At 58.8% G+C, this 18,232-nt stretch carries 22 protein-coding genes and 1 pseudogene; 17 read left to right on the top strand and 6 right to left on the bottom strand.

Annotated features, from left to right (window positions below; genetic code table 11):
* Positions 1-2 precede the first annotated feature (2 nt).
* Positions 3-953 carry an FAD binding domain-containing protein gene (locus tag ACVTFQ_RS30280; RefSeq protein WP_111564734.1) on the bottom strand — a complete coding sequence of 317 codons (951 nt, stop codon included), beginning with the start codon at positions 951-953 and terminating at the stop codon, positions 3-5.
* Positions 950-1,588: an aldehyde dehydrogenase iron-sulfur subunit PaoA gene (gene paoA, locus ACVTFQ_RS30275; RefSeq protein WP_470424474.1), complete on the bottom strand. Its 639-nt coding sequence runs from the start codon at positions 1,586-1,588 to the stop codon at positions 950-952. Before paoA ends, ACVTFQ_RS30280 begins: the two co-directional genes overlap by 4 nt.
* Between paoA and ACVTFQ_RS30270 the strand changes: the two genes are divergently transcribed.
* From ACVTFQ_RS30270 to ACVTFQ_RS30245, 6 genes and pseudogenes are all read left to right on the top strand, one after another.
* The gene (locus ACVTFQ_RS30270) at positions 1,482-1,802 is read left to right on the top strand and encodes a hypothetical protein (RefSeq protein ID WP_470424646.1); all 321 of its coding nucleotides are present in this window, start codon (positions 1,482-1,484) and stop codon (positions 1,800-1,802) included. The genes paoA and ACVTFQ_RS30270 overlap by 107 nt on opposite strands.
* 212 nt (positions 1,803-2,014) lie before the next feature.
* The gene (locus ACVTFQ_RS30265; protein WP_111564736.1) at positions 2,015-3,067 is read left to right on the top strand and encodes a type III polyketide synthase; all 1,053 of its coding nucleotides are present in this window, start codon (positions 2,015-2,017) and stop codon (positions 3,065-3,067) included.
* Complete coding sequence (locus ACVTFQ_RS30260) at positions 3,064-3,570, top strand: isoprenylcysteine carboxyl methyltransferase family protein (RefSeq protein ID WP_470424473.1); 507 nt, start codon at positions 3,064-3,066, stop codon at positions 3,568-3,570. Before ACVTFQ_RS30265 ends, ACVTFQ_RS30260 begins: the two co-directional genes overlap by 4 nt.
* Positions 3,571-3,640: 70 nt before the next feature.
* Entirely contained in the window at positions 3,641-5,110 is a 1,470-nt protein-coding gene (locus ACVTFQ_RS30255) for a DHA2 family efflux MFS transporter permease subunit (RefSeq protein ID WP_470424472.1), read from the top strand.
* A 330-nt stretch (positions 5,111-5,440) separates the two neighbouring features.
* Positions 5,441-5,638 (top strand): annotated as a pseudogene (locus ACVTFQ_RS30250) (adenylate/guanylate cyclase domain-containing protein); the annotation flags it as partial.
* Positions 5,639-6,141: 503 nt separating this feature from the next.
* Positions 6,142-6,915: an SOS response-associated peptidase gene (locus ACVTFQ_RS30245; protein WP_470424471.1), complete on the top strand. Its 774-nt coding sequence runs from the start codon at positions 6,142-6,144 to the stop codon at positions 6,913-6,915.
* Between the two features lie 175 nt (positions 6,916-7,090).
* Here the strand turns inward: ACVTFQ_RS30245 and ACVTFQ_RS30240 are convergent, their stop codons facing one another.
* Complete coding sequence (locus ACVTFQ_RS30240) at positions 7,091-7,297, bottom strand: hypothetical protein (RefSeq protein ID WP_470424470.1); 207 nt, start codon at positions 7,295-7,297, stop codon at positions 7,091-7,093.
* 100 nt (positions 7,298-7,397) lie between these two features.
* Between ACVTFQ_RS30240 and ACVTFQ_RS30235 the strand changes: the two genes are divergently transcribed.
* Both ACVTFQ_RS30235 and dinB read left to right on the top strand, forming a co-directional pair.
* On the top strand, positions 7,398-7,820 hold the full coding sequence (locus ACVTFQ_RS30235) for a hypothetical protein (protein ID WP_470424469.1): 423 nt from the start codon (positions 7,398-7,400) through the stop codon (positions 7,818-7,820).
* Positions 7,821-7,830: 10 nt separating this feature from the next.
* The gene (dinB, locus tag ACVTFQ_RS30230) at positions 7,831-8,919 is read left to right on the top strand and encodes a DNA polymerase IV (protein WP_470424637.1); all 1,089 of its coding nucleotides are present in this window, start codon (positions 7,831-7,833) and stop codon (positions 8,917-8,919) included.
* Positions 8,920-9,118: 199 nt separating this feature from the next.
* Here dinB and ACVTFQ_RS30225 read toward each other — a convergent pair whose 3' ends face one another.
* A complete protein-coding gene (locus ACVTFQ_RS30225) occupies positions 9,119-9,493 on the bottom strand; it encodes a hypothetical protein (protein ID WP_470424468.1) in 375 nt (124 codons plus the stop codon).
* 255 nt (positions 9,494-9,748) lie between these two features.
* Between ACVTFQ_RS30225 and ACVTFQ_RS30220 the strand changes: the two genes are divergently transcribed.
* Both ACVTFQ_RS30220 and ACVTFQ_RS30215 read left to right on the top strand, forming a co-directional pair.
* Positions 9,749-10,240, top strand: a complete 492-nt coding sequence (locus tag ACVTFQ_RS30220) for a cytochrome b (RefSeq protein ID WP_470424467.1) — start codon at positions 9,749-9,751, stop codon at positions 10,238-10,240.
* 151 nt (positions 10,241-10,391) lie between these two features.
* Positions 10,392-10,817: a sulfocyanin-like copper-binding protein gene (locus tag ACVTFQ_RS30215; protein WP_111564744.1), complete on the top strand. Its 426-nt coding sequence runs from the start codon at positions 10,392-10,394 to the stop codon at positions 10,815-10,817.
* A 447-nt stretch (positions 10,818-11,264) separates the two neighbouring features.
* Here ACVTFQ_RS30215 and ACVTFQ_RS30210 read toward each other — a convergent pair whose 3' ends face one another.
* On the bottom strand, positions 11,265-11,390 hold the full coding sequence (locus tag ACVTFQ_RS30210; protein ID WP_283193903.1) for a hypothetical protein: 126 nt from the start codon (positions 11,388-11,390) through the stop codon (positions 11,265-11,267).
* 378 nt (positions 11,391-11,768) lie between these two features.
* A complete protein-coding gene (locus tag ACVTFQ_RS30205) occupies positions 11,769-12,434 on the bottom strand; it encodes a hypothetical protein (RefSeq protein WP_470424466.1) in 666 nt (221 codons plus the stop codon).
* Positions 12,435-12,843: 409 nt separating this feature from the next.
* Here ACVTFQ_RS30205 and ACVTFQ_RS30200 point away from each other — a divergent pair, with 409 nt between their 5' ends.
* The 7 genes from ACVTFQ_RS30200 to ACVTFQ_RS30170 are packed head-to-tail and all read left to right on the top strand — an operon-like array spanning position 12,844 to position 18,161.
* Positions 12,844-13,614, top strand: coding sequence for a GntR family transcriptional regulator (locus ACVTFQ_RS30200; RefSeq protein ID WP_470424465.1), 771 nt, complete (start codon positions 12,844-12,846; stop codon positions 13,612-13,614).
* Complete coding sequence (gene kduI / locus ACVTFQ_RS30195) at positions 13,611-14,447, top strand: 5-dehydro-4-deoxy-D-glucuronate isomerase (protein WP_111564748.1); 837 nt, start codon at positions 13,611-13,613, stop codon at positions 14,445-14,447. Before ACVTFQ_RS30200 ends, kduI begins: the two co-directional genes overlap by 4 nt.
* A gap of 4 nt (positions 14,448-14,451) precedes the next feature.
* A complete protein-coding gene (gene kduD, locus ACVTFQ_RS30190) occupies positions 14,452-15,207 on the top strand; it encodes a 2-dehydro-3-deoxy-D-gluconate 5-dehydrogenase KduD (protein ID WP_470424464.1) in 756 nt (251 codons plus the stop codon).
* Positions 15,208-15,247: 40 nt separating this feature from the next.
* Complete coding sequence (locus ACVTFQ_RS30185) at positions 15,248-15,931, top strand: amino acid ABC transporter permease (protein WP_111564750.1); 684 nt, start codon at positions 15,248-15,250, stop codon at positions 15,929-15,931.
* Between the two features lie 7 nt (positions 15,932-15,938).
* Positions 15,939-16,592, top strand: a complete 654-nt coding sequence (locus ACVTFQ_RS30180) for an amino acid ABC transporter permease (protein ID WP_470424636.1) — start codon at positions 15,939-15,941, stop codon at positions 16,590-16,592.
* Entirely contained in the window at positions 16,576-17,304 is a 729-nt protein-coding gene (locus tag ACVTFQ_RS30175) for an amino acid ABC transporter ATP-binding protein (RefSeq protein ID WP_111564752.1), read from the top strand. Before ACVTFQ_RS30180 ends, ACVTFQ_RS30175 begins: the two co-directional genes overlap by 17 nt.
* A 59-nt stretch (positions 17,305-17,363) precedes the next feature.
* The gene (locus ACVTFQ_RS30170) at positions 17,364-18,161 is read left to right on the top strand and encodes a transporter substrate-binding domain-containing protein (protein ID WP_112950312.1); all 798 of its coding nucleotides are present in this window, start codon (positions 17,364-17,366) and stop codon (positions 18,159-18,161) included.
* Positions 18,162-18,232 lie beyond the last annotated feature (71 nt).

The raw sequence follows: 18,232 nt of genomic DNA, 5'->3' as shown, positions 1-18,232 counted from the left end.
ACCTATTCCCTCGCCTCTGACAAAACGGCGCCAAGCGTGCGCTCGGTCAGGCCTATCTTGAATTTGTTTTGCTCTGTCGGGCGTGCATCGGCAAGAAGCGCCGCCGCCGTCGCGCGAGCACCCTTGTTTAGTTCGGCTTCCGCGGTCTCGACGCGCCACGGCTTGTGGGCGACGCCGCCCACCGCGACCCTGCCGCTACCATCGGGCTGGATAACGGCCGCGATCGATACCAGCGCGAACGCATAGGATGCGCGGTCTCGAACCTTTCGGTAGATGTGTTTGCCACCAATGGGCGGAGGCAAGGTTACACTCGTGATAAACTCGCCCCGCTCGAGGGTTGTCTCGAGATGCGGCGTATCGCCAGGTAAGCGATGAAAGTCGGCGATCGGAATGAAACGCTTCTCTCCGTTGGACTTGACGGTCTCCACGACCGCGTCCAGCACCCGCATCGCCACGGCCATGTCGCTAGGGTGGGTGGCGATACAGGCCTCGCTCCCACCGATCACTCCGAGCTGGCGGGTAATCCCGCCAATGGCGGAACAGCCGCTGCCCGGATCACGCTTATTGCAAGGCTGGTTGGGATCGTAGAAATAGGGACAGCGCGTGCGCTGAAGAAGGTTACCGGCTGTCGTCGCCTTGTTGCGCAGCTGCCCGGACGCCCCGGCCACGAGCGCGCGCGAAAGAAGTCCGTAGTCGCGGCGCACGGTCTGGTCAGCCGCGAGATCGGTATTGCGCACCAGGGCGCCGATGCGCAAGCCGCCATCCCGTGCTTTTTCGATCTTGTCGAGTCCAAGGCCATTAACATCAATGAGATGCGATGGCTTTTCTATCTCGAGCTTCATCAGATCGAGCAGATTGGTGCCACCGGCGATGAACTTCGCCTCTCGATTTTGCGCCGCCGCTCGCGCCGCGGCTTCGACGGACGATGCTCTCTCATAGGAAAACGCCCTCATGCCGGCACCCCCGCGACTTCCTTGATGGCGTCCAAGATATTGGAATAGGCTCCGCATCGACAGATGTTGCCGCTCATGCGTTCGCGGATCTCCGCGGATGTCACGGTTGCGTGGGCAATAAGATTTTCGGTGACATGGCTCGGGATGTCGGCGTCGATCTCCTGTAGTACCGCCACGGAAGAACAGATCTGTCCCGGGGTGCAGTAACCGCACTGAAATCCATCATGCTTGACGAACGCGGCTTGCATCGGGTGAAGATTGCCGGGCCGCCCGAGACCTTCGATGGTCGTGATCTTCTCTCCTTCATGCATGACCGCGAGTGTCAGGCAGGAATTGATGCGGCGGCCATTGACGATGACGGTGCAGGCGCCGCACTGGCCGTGATCGCAGCCTTTCTTCGTCCCAGTGAGATGGAGGTGCTCGCGCAGCGCATCGAGAAGGGTGGTCCGGTTATCCAACGTCAAATGCTTCGTTTCTCCGTTGACCTCAAAGACGACTTTCGTTTGTTCTTCCACGATTTCTCTCCTAATGTCGGCCGCGCATACACCCGTCGCGGCTCCGGCAATCGCCACCGTCGCGGCTGAGGACACAAGCAGCTCCCTGCGTGAAGGTTCCAATCGGATTGGTGATGGCATCTTTGGTTCCCAGCTAATTTTTCCGGCATTGGGCGGCTTCAACCCACGCCATTCTGTTTCAAATAGGGTCGAGGTCGAGCACGATAACCCGAAAGATTGGATGCGCCAGGCACCGGAATTCAAGAATGCGCTGAGGCTTGGCGATCCAAGTTATATAAGCCATGGAGCGCATGCTTGTTCCAAACGTCAGCGCAACGGCCTCGGAAAGCGATAGTGATGCTCGTTAAAGATATGGCCTGGTTGATAGCCGTGACGCTAGGACGATGGGCGGCGCCGGCACCAAAGCGCATTAAGTTCTGCTTTTTCGCAAATTCCCTGGAATAAAACTAATGTCCTGGAAACCCTGGCCCCCGGGAGAACGTTCCTACTTTCGGACCAGAAGTCTTGGCGAAGCTCGGTCTCAAAGACAGTCGCCCTAGGATCCCAATGCGCCCATCCGTGAAACTGGTCTCCCTCGCGACCGCCCTGCCCCCACACATCATTGATCAGCGAGACGCCGCAACCGCTGCGTACAAGGCCTTTTCGGCTCGATTTCGCGACTTCGAGCGGCTGGCAAACGTCTTCGAAAGCTCCGGTATACGTCGACGCTATGGCGTCCGCTCGATTGACTGGTATCTGGCCACGGCCGGATGGCCAGCCCGAAACGCCGCTTTTATCGAGGGTGCGAGCGCTCTTTTCGTTGAAGCGGCGAAGCGTGCCCTTGAAGCCGCTCGCCTTGCCGCGTCCGACGTCGATACGATCGTGACGGTATCCTCAACGGGAATCGCCACGCCCAGCCTGGAGGCTCGCGTCGCTAAAGAGATGGGATTTCGAGAAGACGTCGAGCGAGTACCTGTTTTTGGTCTCGGCTGCGCGGGGGGCGTTTCGGGTCTGTCGATCGCGGCCCGACTGGCGGCGTCGCGTCCAAATTCCGTGGTCCTTCTTGTCGCCGTGGAGACCTGCACGCTTGCGTTTAGGCTGGACAAGCTGACGAAGGCCAACATCGTCGCGACCGCCTTGTTCGGCGACGGTGCCGCCGCCTGCATAGTCAGGGCAGGCGACGCGGGCTTGGCTGAGATCGAAATGAGCGGCCAGCATACCTGGTGCGACACTCTCGACATCATGGGCTGGAGTGTCGATCCCGAAGGCTTGGGGGTTATTTTCGACCGCGCCATCCCGCCGTTCGCGGAAGAAAATCTTCGCCCCGCGATCGAAGGAATACTTTCAAGATCCAATCTATCAATCCGAGATGTGGATCGCTTCGCATGCCATCCCGGCGGTGCAAAGGTCATTGACGCGCTCGAGAGCGCCCTGATAGTCAATCGTGGCACACTCGACCATGAACGCAATGTTCTTTCGGAATTCGGAAACATGTCCTCTCCGACAGCCTTGTTCGTTCTCGATCGGCTTATTGCGTCCGCTCCTCCGCCACGCATACTGTTGACGGCGATGGGTCCAGGTTTCACCGTGAGCTGTGTCTCGCTAAGGACAACCGCATGATCTGGGCGTATGTGTTATTGTCGGCTGTCACCGCTGAGCGCGTGGGTGAGCTTTGGCTAGCGGGACGCAACACTCGAGCGTTGCTAAGGCGAGGTGGCCACGAGACTGGCAGGCAACATTATGGCTTGATCGTCGCGCTTCACGCCTCCTGGCTCACGGGCCTGTGGCTTTTATCATGGAATTCCACGGTGGATCTTGGCTGGCTGGCGGCGTTCGGTCTGCTGCAGGCTTTGCGGCTCTGGACCCTGCTGACGCTCGGCACGCGCTGGACAACCCGTATTATTGTTGTGCCCAGTGAGACGCTTGTGCGGACGGGCCCTTATCGCTTTACGCGCCATCCCAACTATGTTGTCGTGGTCGGCGAGATCGCCGTGCTTCCCTTATGCCTTGGCCAACCGGTTTACGCGGTTGTATTTTCCATCGCCAACGCGATTATACTCTTTGTACGCATCAAGACCGAGAACGCGGCGCTTTCAGGACCACCATATGATGCCCACCTCTGATCCTCCTCTAGGTCTCCGCGCTTCGCTTTTAGTCTGGATCGGGTTCGTGGCGATGTGCGCCGGTATGTTCATGGCCATCCTTGACGTCCAGGTCGTGGCGACGTCGCTCCCGACGATCCAATCCGCGCTTGAAATCAACCCGGACCGGATGAGCTGGATCCAGACCGCCTACCTGATCGCCGAGGTCGTCGCCATCTCGCTCACCGGCTACCTCACCCGGGTTTTGACCATGCGCTGGCTATTCGTGGGTTCAATGATCCTTTTCGTGATTGCTTCGGCGGGCTGCGCCGCGAGCGGCGAGTTCAGCGAGCTCGTTTGCTGGCGTGTCCTCCAGGGGTTCTCCGGTGGGACTTTGATCCCGTCAGTCTTTTCCGCGGTGTTCATCCTGTTTCCCAGCGAGCGACAGGCACTAGCGACAACGATTGCCGGCGTCCTCGCTGTTCTCGCGCCGACGGTTGGGCCGATAGCTGGTGGCTGGCTCACCGAAACCTACTCCTGGCATTGGCTTTTTCTGATCAACCTGGCACCGGGCACGCTCGCGGCCGCGGTGGCATCACGAACCCTACCACGCCATGTCGTCGATCATTCAGCACGTCAGGGGCTCGACTGGATATCCCTGCTGTTGATGGCGGGAGCTCTCGCCGCTTTGCAAATCGGGCTCAAGGAAGCGCCGACGAGTGGGTGGATCTCACTGTATGTGGTTGGCTGCCTCGGCTGCTCTTTTTTCGCCGGATCGCTTTTCACATGGCGTTGCACGATGCGATCACCACCGCTCGTCGAACTGGGTAACTTCCGAGACCGCAACTTTCTAGTTGGTTCGGTCCTAAGTTTCACTCTTGGCATAGGGCTGTTTGGATCCGTGTACCTGATGCCAGTCTTTCTGGCGTTTGTCCGGGGACACAACGCGTTTGAAATCGGCATGACGATGCTGGTCACGGGCGTTGCCCAACTCATCACGGCGCCGATTGCCGTTGCGTTGGAGAAGAAGACCGACCCGCGCGTCTTATCGGCGTGCGGCTTTGCGTTATTTTCCGTGGGAATTGCCATGAGCGCGTTTCAGGACCCACGATCTGATTATGATGCGATGTTCTGGCCGCAGGTCGTTCGCGGCGTGGCTATCATGTTTTGCCTTCTACCTCCCACCCGACTTGCACTTGGTGGGCTGCCGCCCCACCGGGTTCCAGATGCCAGCGGCCTCTTCAACCTCATGCGTAATCTCGGTGGCGCGATCGGGATCGCCTTGATCGACACCATCATCTACACCCGCACCGATGTCTTGGGCGAAAAGCTTTGGAAGGGCCTCGAGAGTGGCAACATGAAAACCGCCGCATTCATAGGGGCTCCAGCGGGCATCGTCAGTGCTCATCAGTCCGGCGCGTTTGATGCCGGCAAGACAGCGTTGCTTGATCCACTCGTCCAAACCGCGAGTTCCGTCGAAGCGATCAATGAAGCCTGGCTTCTCGTCGCAATAATGACGGCATGCGCGATCACCGCTCTTCCTTTCGCAAGGCATGTACCGCGCGGTGAGAGTGAAGACTAGCCGATCCGAGGACAATCATCACGCGCCTTTGCCGAGCCACGATGAAGCGGGCTGTTCGTGCAAGCGCGCGTGGATCGCGTTTCCTAAATGTGCATCTAAATAACATCGTGACTATCGAACCGTCAGCCAAGATCTCTCTTCGCAGTCACCCTTCATGGATATCCACGACAAGACGACAATGACAGCGAGTGCGACGAAAAGTTCCATCTCCATGGTTTCACCTTGCGCCACGGCCCTTGGGGGGACGCCTGAGTGGTAGAATATTCAATCTGTCTAAACACTTGGAAAGACACGCATCGCTTCGCCCGGAAAAACACGCATGGCTCCGCCCGCACCAACTCACGCAAATTCCTGGCCGCTGCGATTGTGCAGTTGCGCGACCGTGAGCAAGCGAAACGAGAAGCGGAGTTATCCCCGATTGCCCACCCTCATTTCACGATCGACCATTGGCTAAACTCCCAGACGCCGCGCGACAAAGATGTGCGAGACCACTTCGTCGATAGCTTCCGCAAAGCCGGCCTGCCGGAAAAAATGACAGCGGGGGCGTCAACGCCAATTCACCGCGAGCTCGCTTGCTGTCATAATTTGTCATCATCATAAATGTTCAAGGCATTCCACCAAAACTTCGACAATCCGGCATCCGCAAAATGTCGGCTCCCTCATGGTTAATGGCGGGGTCAACCCAATCCCATGGAGCGGCACGGGCGCGTTCGGCCTCACCGAGAACACGATAGGGTCCTTCCACGGGCTTGCCTCCGTATTGCGTGCGAGCCCGAGAAAGATCCTGAATAAGTTGGCCCTGGATGCGGAAGCGGCCACCGGGAGACGGCTGACGCCGGCGAGGTCGCATGGGTCCAGCCGACCCCGATCGCGAAGGTCGAGTTTCGCGCCCGAACGACAGACGAACGCTCGCCATGCGGGCCATGAGGTCACGAAAGCGGCGGGACGTGCCGAAGTCTTTCGCCTCTACTAGCGAACAGCGCAATATGCGCTAAGTTAGGTCCGGTTCTCTCGTGAGGGATGGTTATCGGATGTGCAATCTATACCGCATGGAAGATAGGGACTGGGTCAGCAAGTGGGCGCAGGACGTCGAGAGCCTGATCAACATCAGGCCGTCCTATCAGATGAATCCTAATCAGATGGGCCCGATCGTCCGCAACACCGCCCACGGGAAAAAGCAACTCGTCCATGCTCGCTGGGGGCTCCCCTCCCCGATCTTCGTCCAGAAACAGGCAGCGGAGACCCGCGCCGCGAAACTTCAGGCCAAGGGCCAGACCGTAGACATGGATGAGATCATTCGCATGGAGCCAGACCGCGGCGTCACCAATGTTCGCAAGCTCAACCTTCCACACTGGAAGCGCTGGTTTGGCATTGAGCATCGATGCCTCGTGCCCGTCACCAGCTTCGCCGAGCCGGATCCGGTAAGCCAAGAGGACGGGGGAAGCGTACCCAATGCGTGGTTTGCCCGTGATGAGGAAAAGTCTCTGATGTTTTTCGCAGGGATCCATGTGCCGCAGTGGAAGAGCGTTAGGAAGGTGAAGGACGGGCTGACGACAGATGATCTCTATGGCTTCCTCACCACCGATCCTAATGCGCTGGTGAAGCCCATTCACAAGAAGGCGATGCCGGTGCTTCTGCTCACGCGGGAGGAAACCGATGTCTGGATGAGGGCGCCATGGGACGAGGCGATGCACTTGGCTCGGCCGCTGCCGGACGAGGCACTGATCGTATCGTCTCGCGAGCCGTATGGCTCATCGATCGTTTCGAAAGATGGCGAACCGCTGCGGCAGGTGATGCTATCGTGACCGCGGCAATCGTGGATCGCGCTCGAGCTGTCCGACACGATTATTGGGCAATCCATCCCGGGAAATGAGAGTGCACTACTGATTGTCGGCGTCAGGGATAACGGGTAGCCGCCGCTTGGGAGTTAATACTTGCTCTTACGGATCCAACGGGGAGCACGTGTGCAAGTTATGTCCCCTATTCCTTTCCGACGATGAGATTGAAACAGTCACCTGCGCTGTGCGCGAGTGGTGCCACTTGAACCATTGCGATGTCGATAGCTCGCATGGTCGCCATTTGATGGCGATCGCGGTCGAACTCGTTCATGCCAAGCACGAAACCCTTTCCTGACTGTTGATCGAAGCGCTCTGCTCCGTTAGAGCCAGCCGCGATATCCGGCGACACGATCAGCTACTCAGAATTTGCCGCACCTACAACGGTCTCAGATTTGACTCTTACGACAAATGTTCATATTTTGTTCCTTCCAACAGGCAAGGATATGGACATGAGCTGGCGCAAACTCGACCCCGCGATATCGTCGATGCCGGAACCTAAATTTCTCGTGGCGGTCCATGATCATTTTCTGAAGCTGTTTCCGCCGCGGTATGACAGCGTCGACCGGCACGTTGCCGCCCTTTTCCGAAGCCGGGACGGGGAGCCACTCTATTATTTCTCGCCCGGCACCGCGGATCTGCTCACAGGATTCGGCGGATACCCCTTCGAGCCGTTCGATCGGCCCGACTCCGACGCGGTCACCTCGCAGATCGGACCGTCGCTTGCCGTCGATACCGCCTGGATTGAACTGCCCCATGAAGCTCGGCCCTATCCCGAGCTGGACCAGGAGCTCGACAAAGTCGAGGCAGGGTATTGGGGTAAACTCGTGGGATCGGGTGGAAAGCGCGGTTCGAATGGCAGCGGTCCTGTATGAGATCGCGCCGATGGATATCATGCCCGGTGCGACCGTCAGAAAGATCATCCATGTCGACATGGATGCCTTTTATGCGTCGGTGGAACAGCGCGATAATTTAGAACTGCGCGGCAAGCCGCTGGCGGTCGGCGGCGCTGCGGCGCGTGGTGTTGTCGCGGCAGCCAGCTATGAGGCCCGAAAATTCGGCGTTCATTCGGCGATGCCTTCGGTCACGGCCGCGCGCAAATGCCCAGATCTGATTTTTGTGACGCCGCGCTTCGAGGTCTATCGCGCGGTCTCGCAGCAGATCCGCGAGATCTTTGCCGAGTATACGCCATTGATCGAGCCGCTGTCGCTCGACGAGGCTTATCTCGACGTCACCGAAAACCTAAAGGACATGCCGATCGCCACCGAGATCGCGCGTGAGATCCGCGCCAAGATCAAGGCGGTCACCGGGCTGAATGCGTCAGCCGGCATCTCCTACAATAAATTCCTCGCCAAAATGGCCTCTGACCTCAACAAGCCCAACGGCCAGGCTGTCATCACGCCAAAGAACGGCCCCGCCTTTGTCGAGGCGCTGGCGGTGAAGAAATTCCACGGCGTTGGACCAGCCACCGCCGACAAGATGCACAGATTGGGCATTCAGACGGGAGGCGACCTCAAGGCCCAGTCGCTGCAATTTCTGACGCAACATTTCGGGAAAGCTGGTCCATACTTTTATGGCATCGCCCGCGGTATCGACGAGCGCCGCGTCAAGCCGGACAGGGTTCGCAAGTCGGTCGGCGCCGAGGACACGTTCGCACGGGACATTCATAGCTACGGGCCGGCGCTCGAAGGTATGCAGCCGCTGATTTCCAAGGTGTGGCGATATTGCGAAGCCAATACCATCCGGGCGAAAACCGTCACTCTCAAAGTTAAGTACGCGGACTTCACACAGATCACGCGGGCGAGGACCTGCGAGCGGCCGTTCCTATCGGCCGATGAGATCGAGGAGACCATCAGTTCACTGCTCCAGCCCGTCTTCCCGCCACCCAAGGGCGTGCGTTTGCTGGGCGTAACCCTGTCCTCGCTCCAACAGGCGGATGTCATTCACGCGGACCAATTGCGGTTCAGGCTCTGACGCGCCAATGCGCATGCGCCCCGGTCTTTCTGTTCGGGGATGGATGCCACGGCGCTGTAACCCGCGCGATCAATCGAGGTCGAGAACACGACAGTCAGTGCTGCATGGGATGGATTTCCCTAAAGGGGCGCTCGGAGAACCGCGGATAGAGCAAGGGCCGCGGACCATCATCGTTGTGGGCAGCGCAGACGCGCAATGGTCATACTCCTAATACCATGGCAACCTCGTTTAAGGGTAGAGATAGTAAGGAGTTTGGTTCCAGGCGCATTTTTTGGGCGCGTTCCGACAAGCACACCGATGGTCGCACGACGATCGTGAAATCTCGACGACTTTCGGTGAGGATCCGAACTTCTGGACCTTGGCGGTTATCGGCTCCGACCAACATCACATGATTAGTGATTTCGAGATCTTCGTGCTCGTCGAACCACTTGACGGCGTCCGGCTTCGTCACGCCGCGGAATAACGTCGGCTGCGTTTGTTGGTCGCGCCGGCTCGGCGGCATGGTCGCCGGCGTCGTTGCCTGAATCCCCAAAGTCTGGCGCGTCCGCCTGAGTTGCCGCGCTCTTGGCCGCATCGATCGCTCCCTTGGCGCGGCCATCGCGCAAGCATCGGCTCGGTCGAACCCGATGAGGCGGCGCGGCGCACGCGACTTAAGGCGGAAGTCACTGCTTGTTGATTTCAGCCGAAGGAGAACGCAAAAGTATCTGACAAGGGTAGACGACCAAACCATCGGCGCCGCTGGAAGGAATATTCGACGAGAGAGGCTAAAAATTCAGGTGCGCGTCAGCTCGTGCGGCAAATGCTTCATATGAACAAATGGAATTTTCGCATGAAGTCACACTCCTATTCAATTTTTCAACGCGTCCTTCACTGGACGGTTGCTCTTCTGGTTTTCTTCAACCTTCTATTTCCGGATGGGATGAACGCCTGGCATCGCTTGATCCGGCACGGCCAGACACCAACGGCCGCTGAAGTCTCCAGCGCCAACATTCATGCATATGCTGGAATTCTCATCCTGTTGCTTGCCATCATACGTCTCGTGGTGCGATGGCGGGCGGGCGTTCCGGCCAAGCCGGTCGGTCAATCAATGATGTCGCACCTGGCAGCCAAGATAGTCCACCTGCTGCTTTACGCGTTGATCTTCCTAATGCCAGTCTCGGGGATTGCGGCGTATTATTTTGGGGTTAATGCCGCTGGGTCGATCCACGCCGATTTAATGAAGGTCGTGCTTTGGGCCGTCGTTGCGGTCCATGTCCTCGGGGCACTTGTCCAGCACTTTTATTTCCGGACAGACGTTTTACGCCGGATGACAACCGGCTGAACTCGTAGCGTGGATCAGTCCAGCAACGTTCGCGATCCGCAGCGGAAAATGCAATGCAACAGCAAACCCGATGTTTCGTGGGTTCAGGTAGGCGTCAGTCCGCCCTCGTAGGTGTCCAAGCGCTGGGCTAACACTGAGGAGAAATAGCCGCATGTTGAACTACAAGAGCATACTCGGCGCAGTCGCCGTGCTTTGCGTCGCCGCGCCCTCTTTCGCTGCAACGACTGTGAAGGTCATTGAAGATGGTGAAGGCGGCGGCGCGATGTCGTTGACAGTCGATCAGCCAACCGTGAAGGCAGGTGACGTGGTATTCCAAGTACACAACGACGCGATGACCGAGGAACACGAGATGGTCCTAGTGAAGCTCAAGTCGATCAACCAAGAGGTAGCAGTCCAACAAGGCAAGCACCGGGTCGACGAGCATCAGCTAAAGAGCCTCGGTGAAGTGTCCGAGCTCAAGCCAGGTGCTGACGGATCGCTTAAGGCCAAACTCACGCCCGGTGCATATCTCCTGCTATGTAACATCAAGGGTCATTACGAGGCCGGAATGCACGCGACTTTGACAGCCGTCAAATGATCGGCCGAGACGGCGGCGCGAGCGCCGCCGTCTCGCCGAACGATCTGTGACTGTGGCAATATTTACGGCGTGCCGCATTCTCGGTTTAGCCAGCTGCCGCGCATGCAGACGATGATTGCCTCCATGAACTGCGTTGGATCCTTGATCGCCGGGAACTGTTAAAGAGCGACCTCGCGGCCTGGCTGAGGAAATGGTCGCCGCCCTACCCAAACTCACCAGCCGGGCGGTGGTACCGGCGATACGGAAAACGGTCTTGAGCGGATCGCCAATTATCTCGCCAAGCACAATGCGTTACGCGCCTTGTCATTTATTGCGAAGCCGCAGATCAGATGTGGGGATCTCATCGTAATCCAAACAGCTTCGCCCTCGCCCCGCCACGAGCGTCAATTCGTCGCCAAGTTGGTGGCGACAACCTGATCCTCCGCCGCATCGACGCCGACGGTCCTGCTAAAAGATCGCGGCAATGATCACCACGGCGCCCGCCAAAATGGTGATGGCCAATAACCCGGCGGCGAGCAGAAGGAACTCGACTGGCTCGTCCGCCAGAAGGTATCCTCTCTTCTGATGCTCCATGATCGCGCTCCCCACTCAATCGTGCGAATCAAATCCTCCAAGGAGATTAACTTCCGCTATCATTTAAGCAAGGTTGCGCATGACCTATGCGCGATGGTGCGCTGAACTGCTAGCGTCGGGTACAAGTTTGCCATGTCGTTGAGGACCAGTTGGCCAACGTCGCTGTCATGGGGCATTAACCCGATAAGTCGACCGAGCGCCAGATGCGCCGGCGACTCCCTAATACGCTCAAATCTCCGCTTTGCCTTGCCCGCCTTCACGAAGAGGGGTGAGTGCAGCGAGCGCCGACTGCTGTGTTTCAGAGACATGCCGACCTCACCCCAATCCGTTGCTGACATTTCAGGATCGCTTTGAGCTATACACCGATTTCGCTCCCGCTCAATTCGATCGAACAACCGCGGGATCTGCGTCCTCGGTCGGCTTTGTCGGCGTAAGCGTGGCTTTAATCTGATCAATCTTTCCCGCGGCCTCACCGACACCGAGAATAGACTTGGCCTTTTCGAGAGCGGCAGCGCTGACTTCGCCGGTTTTTGTCGCCGATGCCAGCGCATCTTTCAGGGCCTGGTCGCCGAGGATCGGGTCATCCTCGGACGGCTCGACACCGTTATCAAGTTCATATTGGGCATATGCCACGGCGTAGGCGGAAATGGCGGTCATTCGAGGGTCGGACGTGTGCAGATAGGCCTTGAAGCTGCGATTGAGTGAGTTCAAACCGGCAAGTTCCGCCGAAGCCTTGCGTTGTTTCGTGGTAACGGCAGGTGTTCGCTCCGCTTTCCTGGATTGCGACTGACCAACAGCTTCGCCTGACTTGCCTCTCGCGGCGTTGCCTTGCGACTGTGAATTACCATGCGTGGAGCTGCTGCCTTGGCTACCGCTATTGCCATGACCACCGCCACCATTGCCATTGCCGCCGCTTCCCCCTCCATTGCCACCACCGTTTCCGCCTTTCGCCATGGCCGCGATGTCGAAACCGGCGACGGCGAGGGGACTTGCGGCGAGGGCAAGAGACAGGGCGGCAATGGAAGCCAGGGTGGTGATGCGCATTGTGTCCTCCAAATCAAGCCGCCAACGCGACGGGATCGTTCAAGATGATCCCGAAGTTATCGGAAGATCGCCCACCCGACATCGGACGGAGGTCTGATACGGTTCAAATGAGAACGACAAGGGCCTTCGATGTTAACGAATGGCATCGCCGCCATGAGATTCTTGTGACGGATAATCCAATACGGAACAGAGTTCGCGTCATTTGCCTTTGCCCTTCACGGCGCCGCCACGTCGCACAGTCTGCCTGATCGACTTTAATCTTACGGTCGCCGGCACGCCGTGCAGGGACCCTGTCCCGCTTGCGCTAAGTTGGATACTAATATACTACTTATTTCCAAGCCAGCGGGAGGTGGCGACTGATGGAGAGAAATCTCGGGCCTATGTTTGTCGGCATGCGGCGTGCGACGCGATGAGCGAAGCTCGCAAGAAGCGCTCGCTCGCCGGCGTCACACATCTGTCGCATCAGCGCGCGGCTGCCCCGCGCGCTGCGACGCTCGTCTACAACGCGCTGCGCGACGACATCATCTCATTGCGCCGGAAGCCGATGGACCTCCTCAATGAGAAAGAACTGGAAGCGCAGTTCGGCGTCAGCCGCACGCCGATCCGCGAGGCGGTCCTGCGTCTTTCCGACGATGGCCTCGTCGATGTCTTTCCGCAATCCGGCACCTTCGTTTCGCGCATTCCACGTCGCGCGCTCTACGAGGCGATCCTAGTCCGCAAGGCGCTCGAGGATACGACCGTGTCAATCGCCGTCGAGAAGATCACACCGTCAGGTATCCGCGCGCTGGAGCGCAATCTGACTGACCTCATCGCTTGCGTGCGCGACGACGATGTCGCCGCGTTCCATGTCATCGACAACGATTTTCACAAGCTAATCAGCGATATCTCCGGCTTCCCCGGTATATGGGCGATCATCCAGCAAGTGAAGGTCCACTCCGATCGCTACCGCCTGCTGACCCTGCCGCAGGAAGGTCGTCTTGTCCGCGTCATCGAGGAGCATTCGGCGGTGATCGGCTGCATGAAGACGGGCGACAAGGCAGGTGCCGCCGCCGCCATGGGCTTTCATCTTGGCAAACTGCTCGGCGAAGTCGAGAAGGCCGAAATCTGGGATCCGAACTATTTCGTCGAGGATGCAAAATCTCCCTTGGAACCCACTGAAGAGAAGGGAAAAAATCAATGAAGATCGATGTCCGTCACGCTTCCCATCCAGAGGCCGTTCGCGGCTACGACACGGAAACGCTGCGCCGCCATTTCTTGCTCGAGACAGTCTTTGAAGGCGGCGAAATTCGTCTCACCTACTCTCACTATGACCGCATGATCATCGGCGGCGCAACGCCGCTAGATGAAGGCCTGACGCTCGGCGCGCCGAAGGAGATTGGTCAGGAAACCTTCCTCGCTGAACGCGAGCTCGGCGCGCTGAATATCGGCGGCACAGGCCGCGTTATCGTGGACGGCAATACGCATGAGCTTCAGAAATACGACTGCCTTTATGTCGGCAAGGGCGCCAGGGATGTCCGCTTCGAAAGCCTTGATGCCGCCAAGCCCGCCAAGTTCTATCTGGTCTCGACACCGGCGCATGAGGTTCATCCGACCGTGCTTCTGACCCGCGACAAGGCGCGCCATCTGACGCCCGGCGAAGCGACGACCGCTAACAAGCGTTCGATCTATCAGTTCATCCACCCGGAAGTCTGCCAGTCCTGCCAACTGACCATGGGCTTCACCATGATCGATGACGGCAGCGTCTGGAATACCATGCCGGCCCATACGCATGACCGGCGCATGGAAGCCTATCTCTATTTCGATCTGGAAGCCGACCAACGCGTCTTTCATTTCATGGGCGAGCCGCAGCAAACCCGCCATATGCTGGTTGCCAGCGAGCAGGCGATCATCTCGCCGCCCTGGTCGATCCACTCAGGTGCTGGCACCAAGAATTACAGCTTCATCTGGGCGATGGCCGGCGACAACAAGAGCTTTACCGACATGGACCATATCGCCATCGCGGATCTGAGGTAGGGCGATGAGCAATCCCTTCGATCTCTCGGGCCGCACCGCCATCGTTACCGGCGCCAATACCGGTATCGGTCAGGGCATCGCCATCGCGCTCGCCAAAGCGGGCGCTTCGATCGCTGCCGTCGGCCGCTCGTCGATGGAGGAAACTGAAGCGCTGGTCACCAAGACAGGTGTCCGCTTCCACGCGATCAAGGCGGATCTTGGCACAATCGCCCCGGTCAAAGATATCGTTGCAGAAACCATCTCGGTTTACGGTGGCCTCGACATTCTAATCAACAATGCCGGCATCATCCGCCGCGCCGATGCGATCGACTTTACCGAGGAGGATTGGGACGCGGTCATTGATACCAATCTGAAAACGGCATTCTTCCTGTCGCAGGCGGCGGGTCGGCACATGCTGGAAAAGGGTAGCGGCAAGATCATCAACATCGCCTCGCTCCTGTCGTTCCAAGGCGGCATCCGCATACCATCCTATACGGCATCGAAGAGCGGCCTCGCCGGGATCACCCGGCTGCTTGCCTGCGAATGGGCCGGAAAGGGTGTCAACGTCAACGCGATCGCGCCCGGATATTTCTCGACGAACAACACGACGGCGCTGCGCGAAGATCCGGACCGCAATGTCGCGATCCTGGCGCGCATTCCGGCCGGACGCTGGGGTTCGCCATCGGAGCTTGGCGGTACCGCCGTGTTCCTGGCATCGGCAGCATCCGACTACGTCCACGCTACCGTCATCCCCGTCGATGGCGGCTGGCTCGCACGATAAGGCATGAGCGCCGGCGTGATCCGCCGCGCACGGAGGAGTTATGCAGTATCAGTTCGATTTCGGGGCACTTGTGCCCTATTGGCAGGATTTCCTGACCGGCGCACTGACGACGATTGAGATCACACTCTTTTCGGTGATCATCGGAATGGGTATCGGCGTGGCATGCGCGATTGCCCGCCGCTCGAACTCGACCATCCTGCGCGGCATCGTCGGCGTCTATATCGAAACAGTGCGCAACACGCCGTTTATCGTGCAGATCTTCTTCATTTTTTTCGGCCTCTCGTCCATTGGTTTCCGCCTGCCGATCATCGCGGCGTCGGTCTTCGCGATGGTCATCAACGTCGGCGCCTACACCGCCGAGATCGTCCGCGCCGGGATGGACTCGGTCCATCCAAGCCAGATCGAGGCCGCCGAGGCGCTTGGCCTCTCGAAGCTCCAGATCTACCGCGACATCATCCTCCTGCCGGCGATCGAGCGCGTCTATCCGTCACTCTCCAGCCAGTTCATCTTGATGATGCTGTCGACGTCGATCTGCTCGCAGATCTCGGCCGAAGAACTGACGGGCGTTGCCAACAACATTCAGTCGAACACATTCCGATCGCTCGAAACCTATTTCGTCGTCGCGCTCCTCTATATCGCGATCACCTATCTGATGCGCGCCGCCTTCTTCGGGCTTGGCCTCATCGCATTCCCGCGCCGCCGCCGGCTCGGGCTTGGCGTGTGAGGTGACGATGCTCGGCGCATTCTCCACCAACCATCTCTTCTACCTGCTGGACGGCCTGCTCTGGACCGTCGTGCTTTCGGCGCTGGCCTTCGTGCTGGGTGGCGTTGCCGGCTTCTTCGTCATGCTGGCGCGCATCTCGCGCTTCCGCTGGTTGCGGCGCGCGGCGCTCGTCTACATCCAGATCGTCCAAGGTACGCCGCTGCTAATCCAGATGTTCCTGCTTTATTTTGGCCTCGGCGTCTTCGGCGTGGCGGTTCCGCCGCTCGTCGCTGCCGGCCTCGGCATGATGGTTTATTCGAGCTCCTATCTCGGCGAAATCTGGCGCGGCGCGGTGGAATCGATCGCCAAGACGCAGTTCGAGGCGGCCGAATGCCTGGGTCTCACCCGCTGGCAGGCGCTGTTCGACGTCATTCTTCCGCAGGCGCTGAAGATCGCGACGCCGCCAACGGTCGGCTTTCTCGTTCAGCTCGTCAAAAATACCTCGCTCGCATCCGTGGTCGGCTTCCTGGAGCTGACGCGCGCCGCGCAGGTCATCAACAACTCCCTGTTCCAGCCGTTCCTGGTCTTCGGCGTTGCAGCGCTCTTCTATTTCTGCGTCTGCTATCCATTGTCGGTCTGGAGCCGTTCGCTCGAGAGGAAACTCAATGCCGGCCGCCGTTAAACTCACCAATGTCGTCAAGCGTTTCGGCATCCTTGAGGTGCTGAAGGGCGTGTCCTTCGAAATTAATACCGGGGAGGTCGTGGCACTGATCGGCCAGTCCGGTTCCGGCAAGAGCACGGCGCTGCGCTGCATCAACCGCCTGGAGACGATCCAGGATGGCACGATCGAAGTCTGCGGCCACCACGTCGAGGACCCGAAGCTCGATCTGCGCGCGCTTCGTCGCGATATCGGCATGGTGTTCCAGAGCTACAACCTCTTCCCGCACATGACCGTGGCGCAAAACATCATGCTGGCGCTGCGCCGCGTGAAGAACATTCGCAAGGACGAAGCCTACGAGATCTCCAGGCAGGTTCTCGCCAAGGTCGGCCTAATGGAGAAGATCGACAACTACCCCGAACAGCTTTCCGGCGGCCAACAGCAGCGCGTGGCGATCGCCCGCTCACTCGCGATGCAGCCGAAGGTGATGCTCTTCGACGAAGTGACATCGGCGCTCGATCCGAAACTCACCGGTGAAGTGCTGCGCGTCATGGAAGATCTAGCCCGCGGCGGCATGACCATGATCGTCGTCACCCACGAGATGGGCTTCGCCAAGCGCGCCGCCAATCGCGTCATCTACATGCATACCGGCAAGGTCTGGGAGACCGGAGGGGCAGACATCCTTTCCAATCCGCAGACGCCGGAGCTGAGGGAGTTCATGGCTGAAGAGCTGTGAGCTGAGGAGGAGGACCTGCGTGAAACCGCAGGGTCGGACAAACGAGAGAGGAGACTCAAATGCCGACGAGAATGATTTCGAAACTGGCACTTATTGCCGGAGCTGGCCTGCTGGCCTTTGCATCGGTCGCCAATGCCGACGTGCTTGACAACATCAAGAAGGCCGGGAAGGTTCGCATCGCCGTGGCAATGGGCATTCCGGAATATTCCTTTGTCGACGAAAACCTGAAGCCGACGGGCTCGGATGTCGAAACCGCCAAGCTGATCGCCAAGGATCTCGGCGTCGAGCTGGAGCTGGTGGAAATAACCAACGCCGCCCGCGTTCCCTCGGTCCAGACAGGCAAGGCCGACATGGTCGTCTCGTCGCTCGGCATCACCGAAGAGCGTAAGAAGGCGATCGACTATTCGGTTCCCTACGCGACGCTCGCTCTCGTCGTTGCCGGTCCGGCTGATGAAGCGATCAAGGACTATGCCGATCTCGACGGCAAGCGCATCGGCGTGACCCGTGCAACCACCAACGACCAGGACATCACCGCCAAGGCCAAGGGCGCCGATATCGTCCGCTTCGAGGACGATGCGACGCTGATCACTTCCGTCGTCTCTGGCCAGGTCGATATACTGTCCAGCCAGTCGGCGGTCATCAACGGCATCAACAAGAAGATGACCGCAAATCCGCTGCAGGTAAAATTTACCCAGAAGGAAACTAATCTGGGCATCGGTATCCCCAAGGGCGAGACAGCCTTGAAAGGTTGGCTCGACCAGTGGGTTAAGACCAACTTCGACAACAAGGTACTGCGTGACATCTACCGCAAGTACCACAATGCCGAACTGCCCGACGATCTGACCTCGCGTCAGTGATGGAAGGAAAAATCCTGGGGTCGAAAGGCCCCAGCGAATTTCCGGAAGGTGAAATTAGCCCAGCTCCGATG

Source organism: Rhizobium sp. O111 (assembly GCF_055616315.1).
Note: the sequence above shows the minus strand (reverse complement) of the source record. Positions and strands in the feature narration are given on the sequence as shown.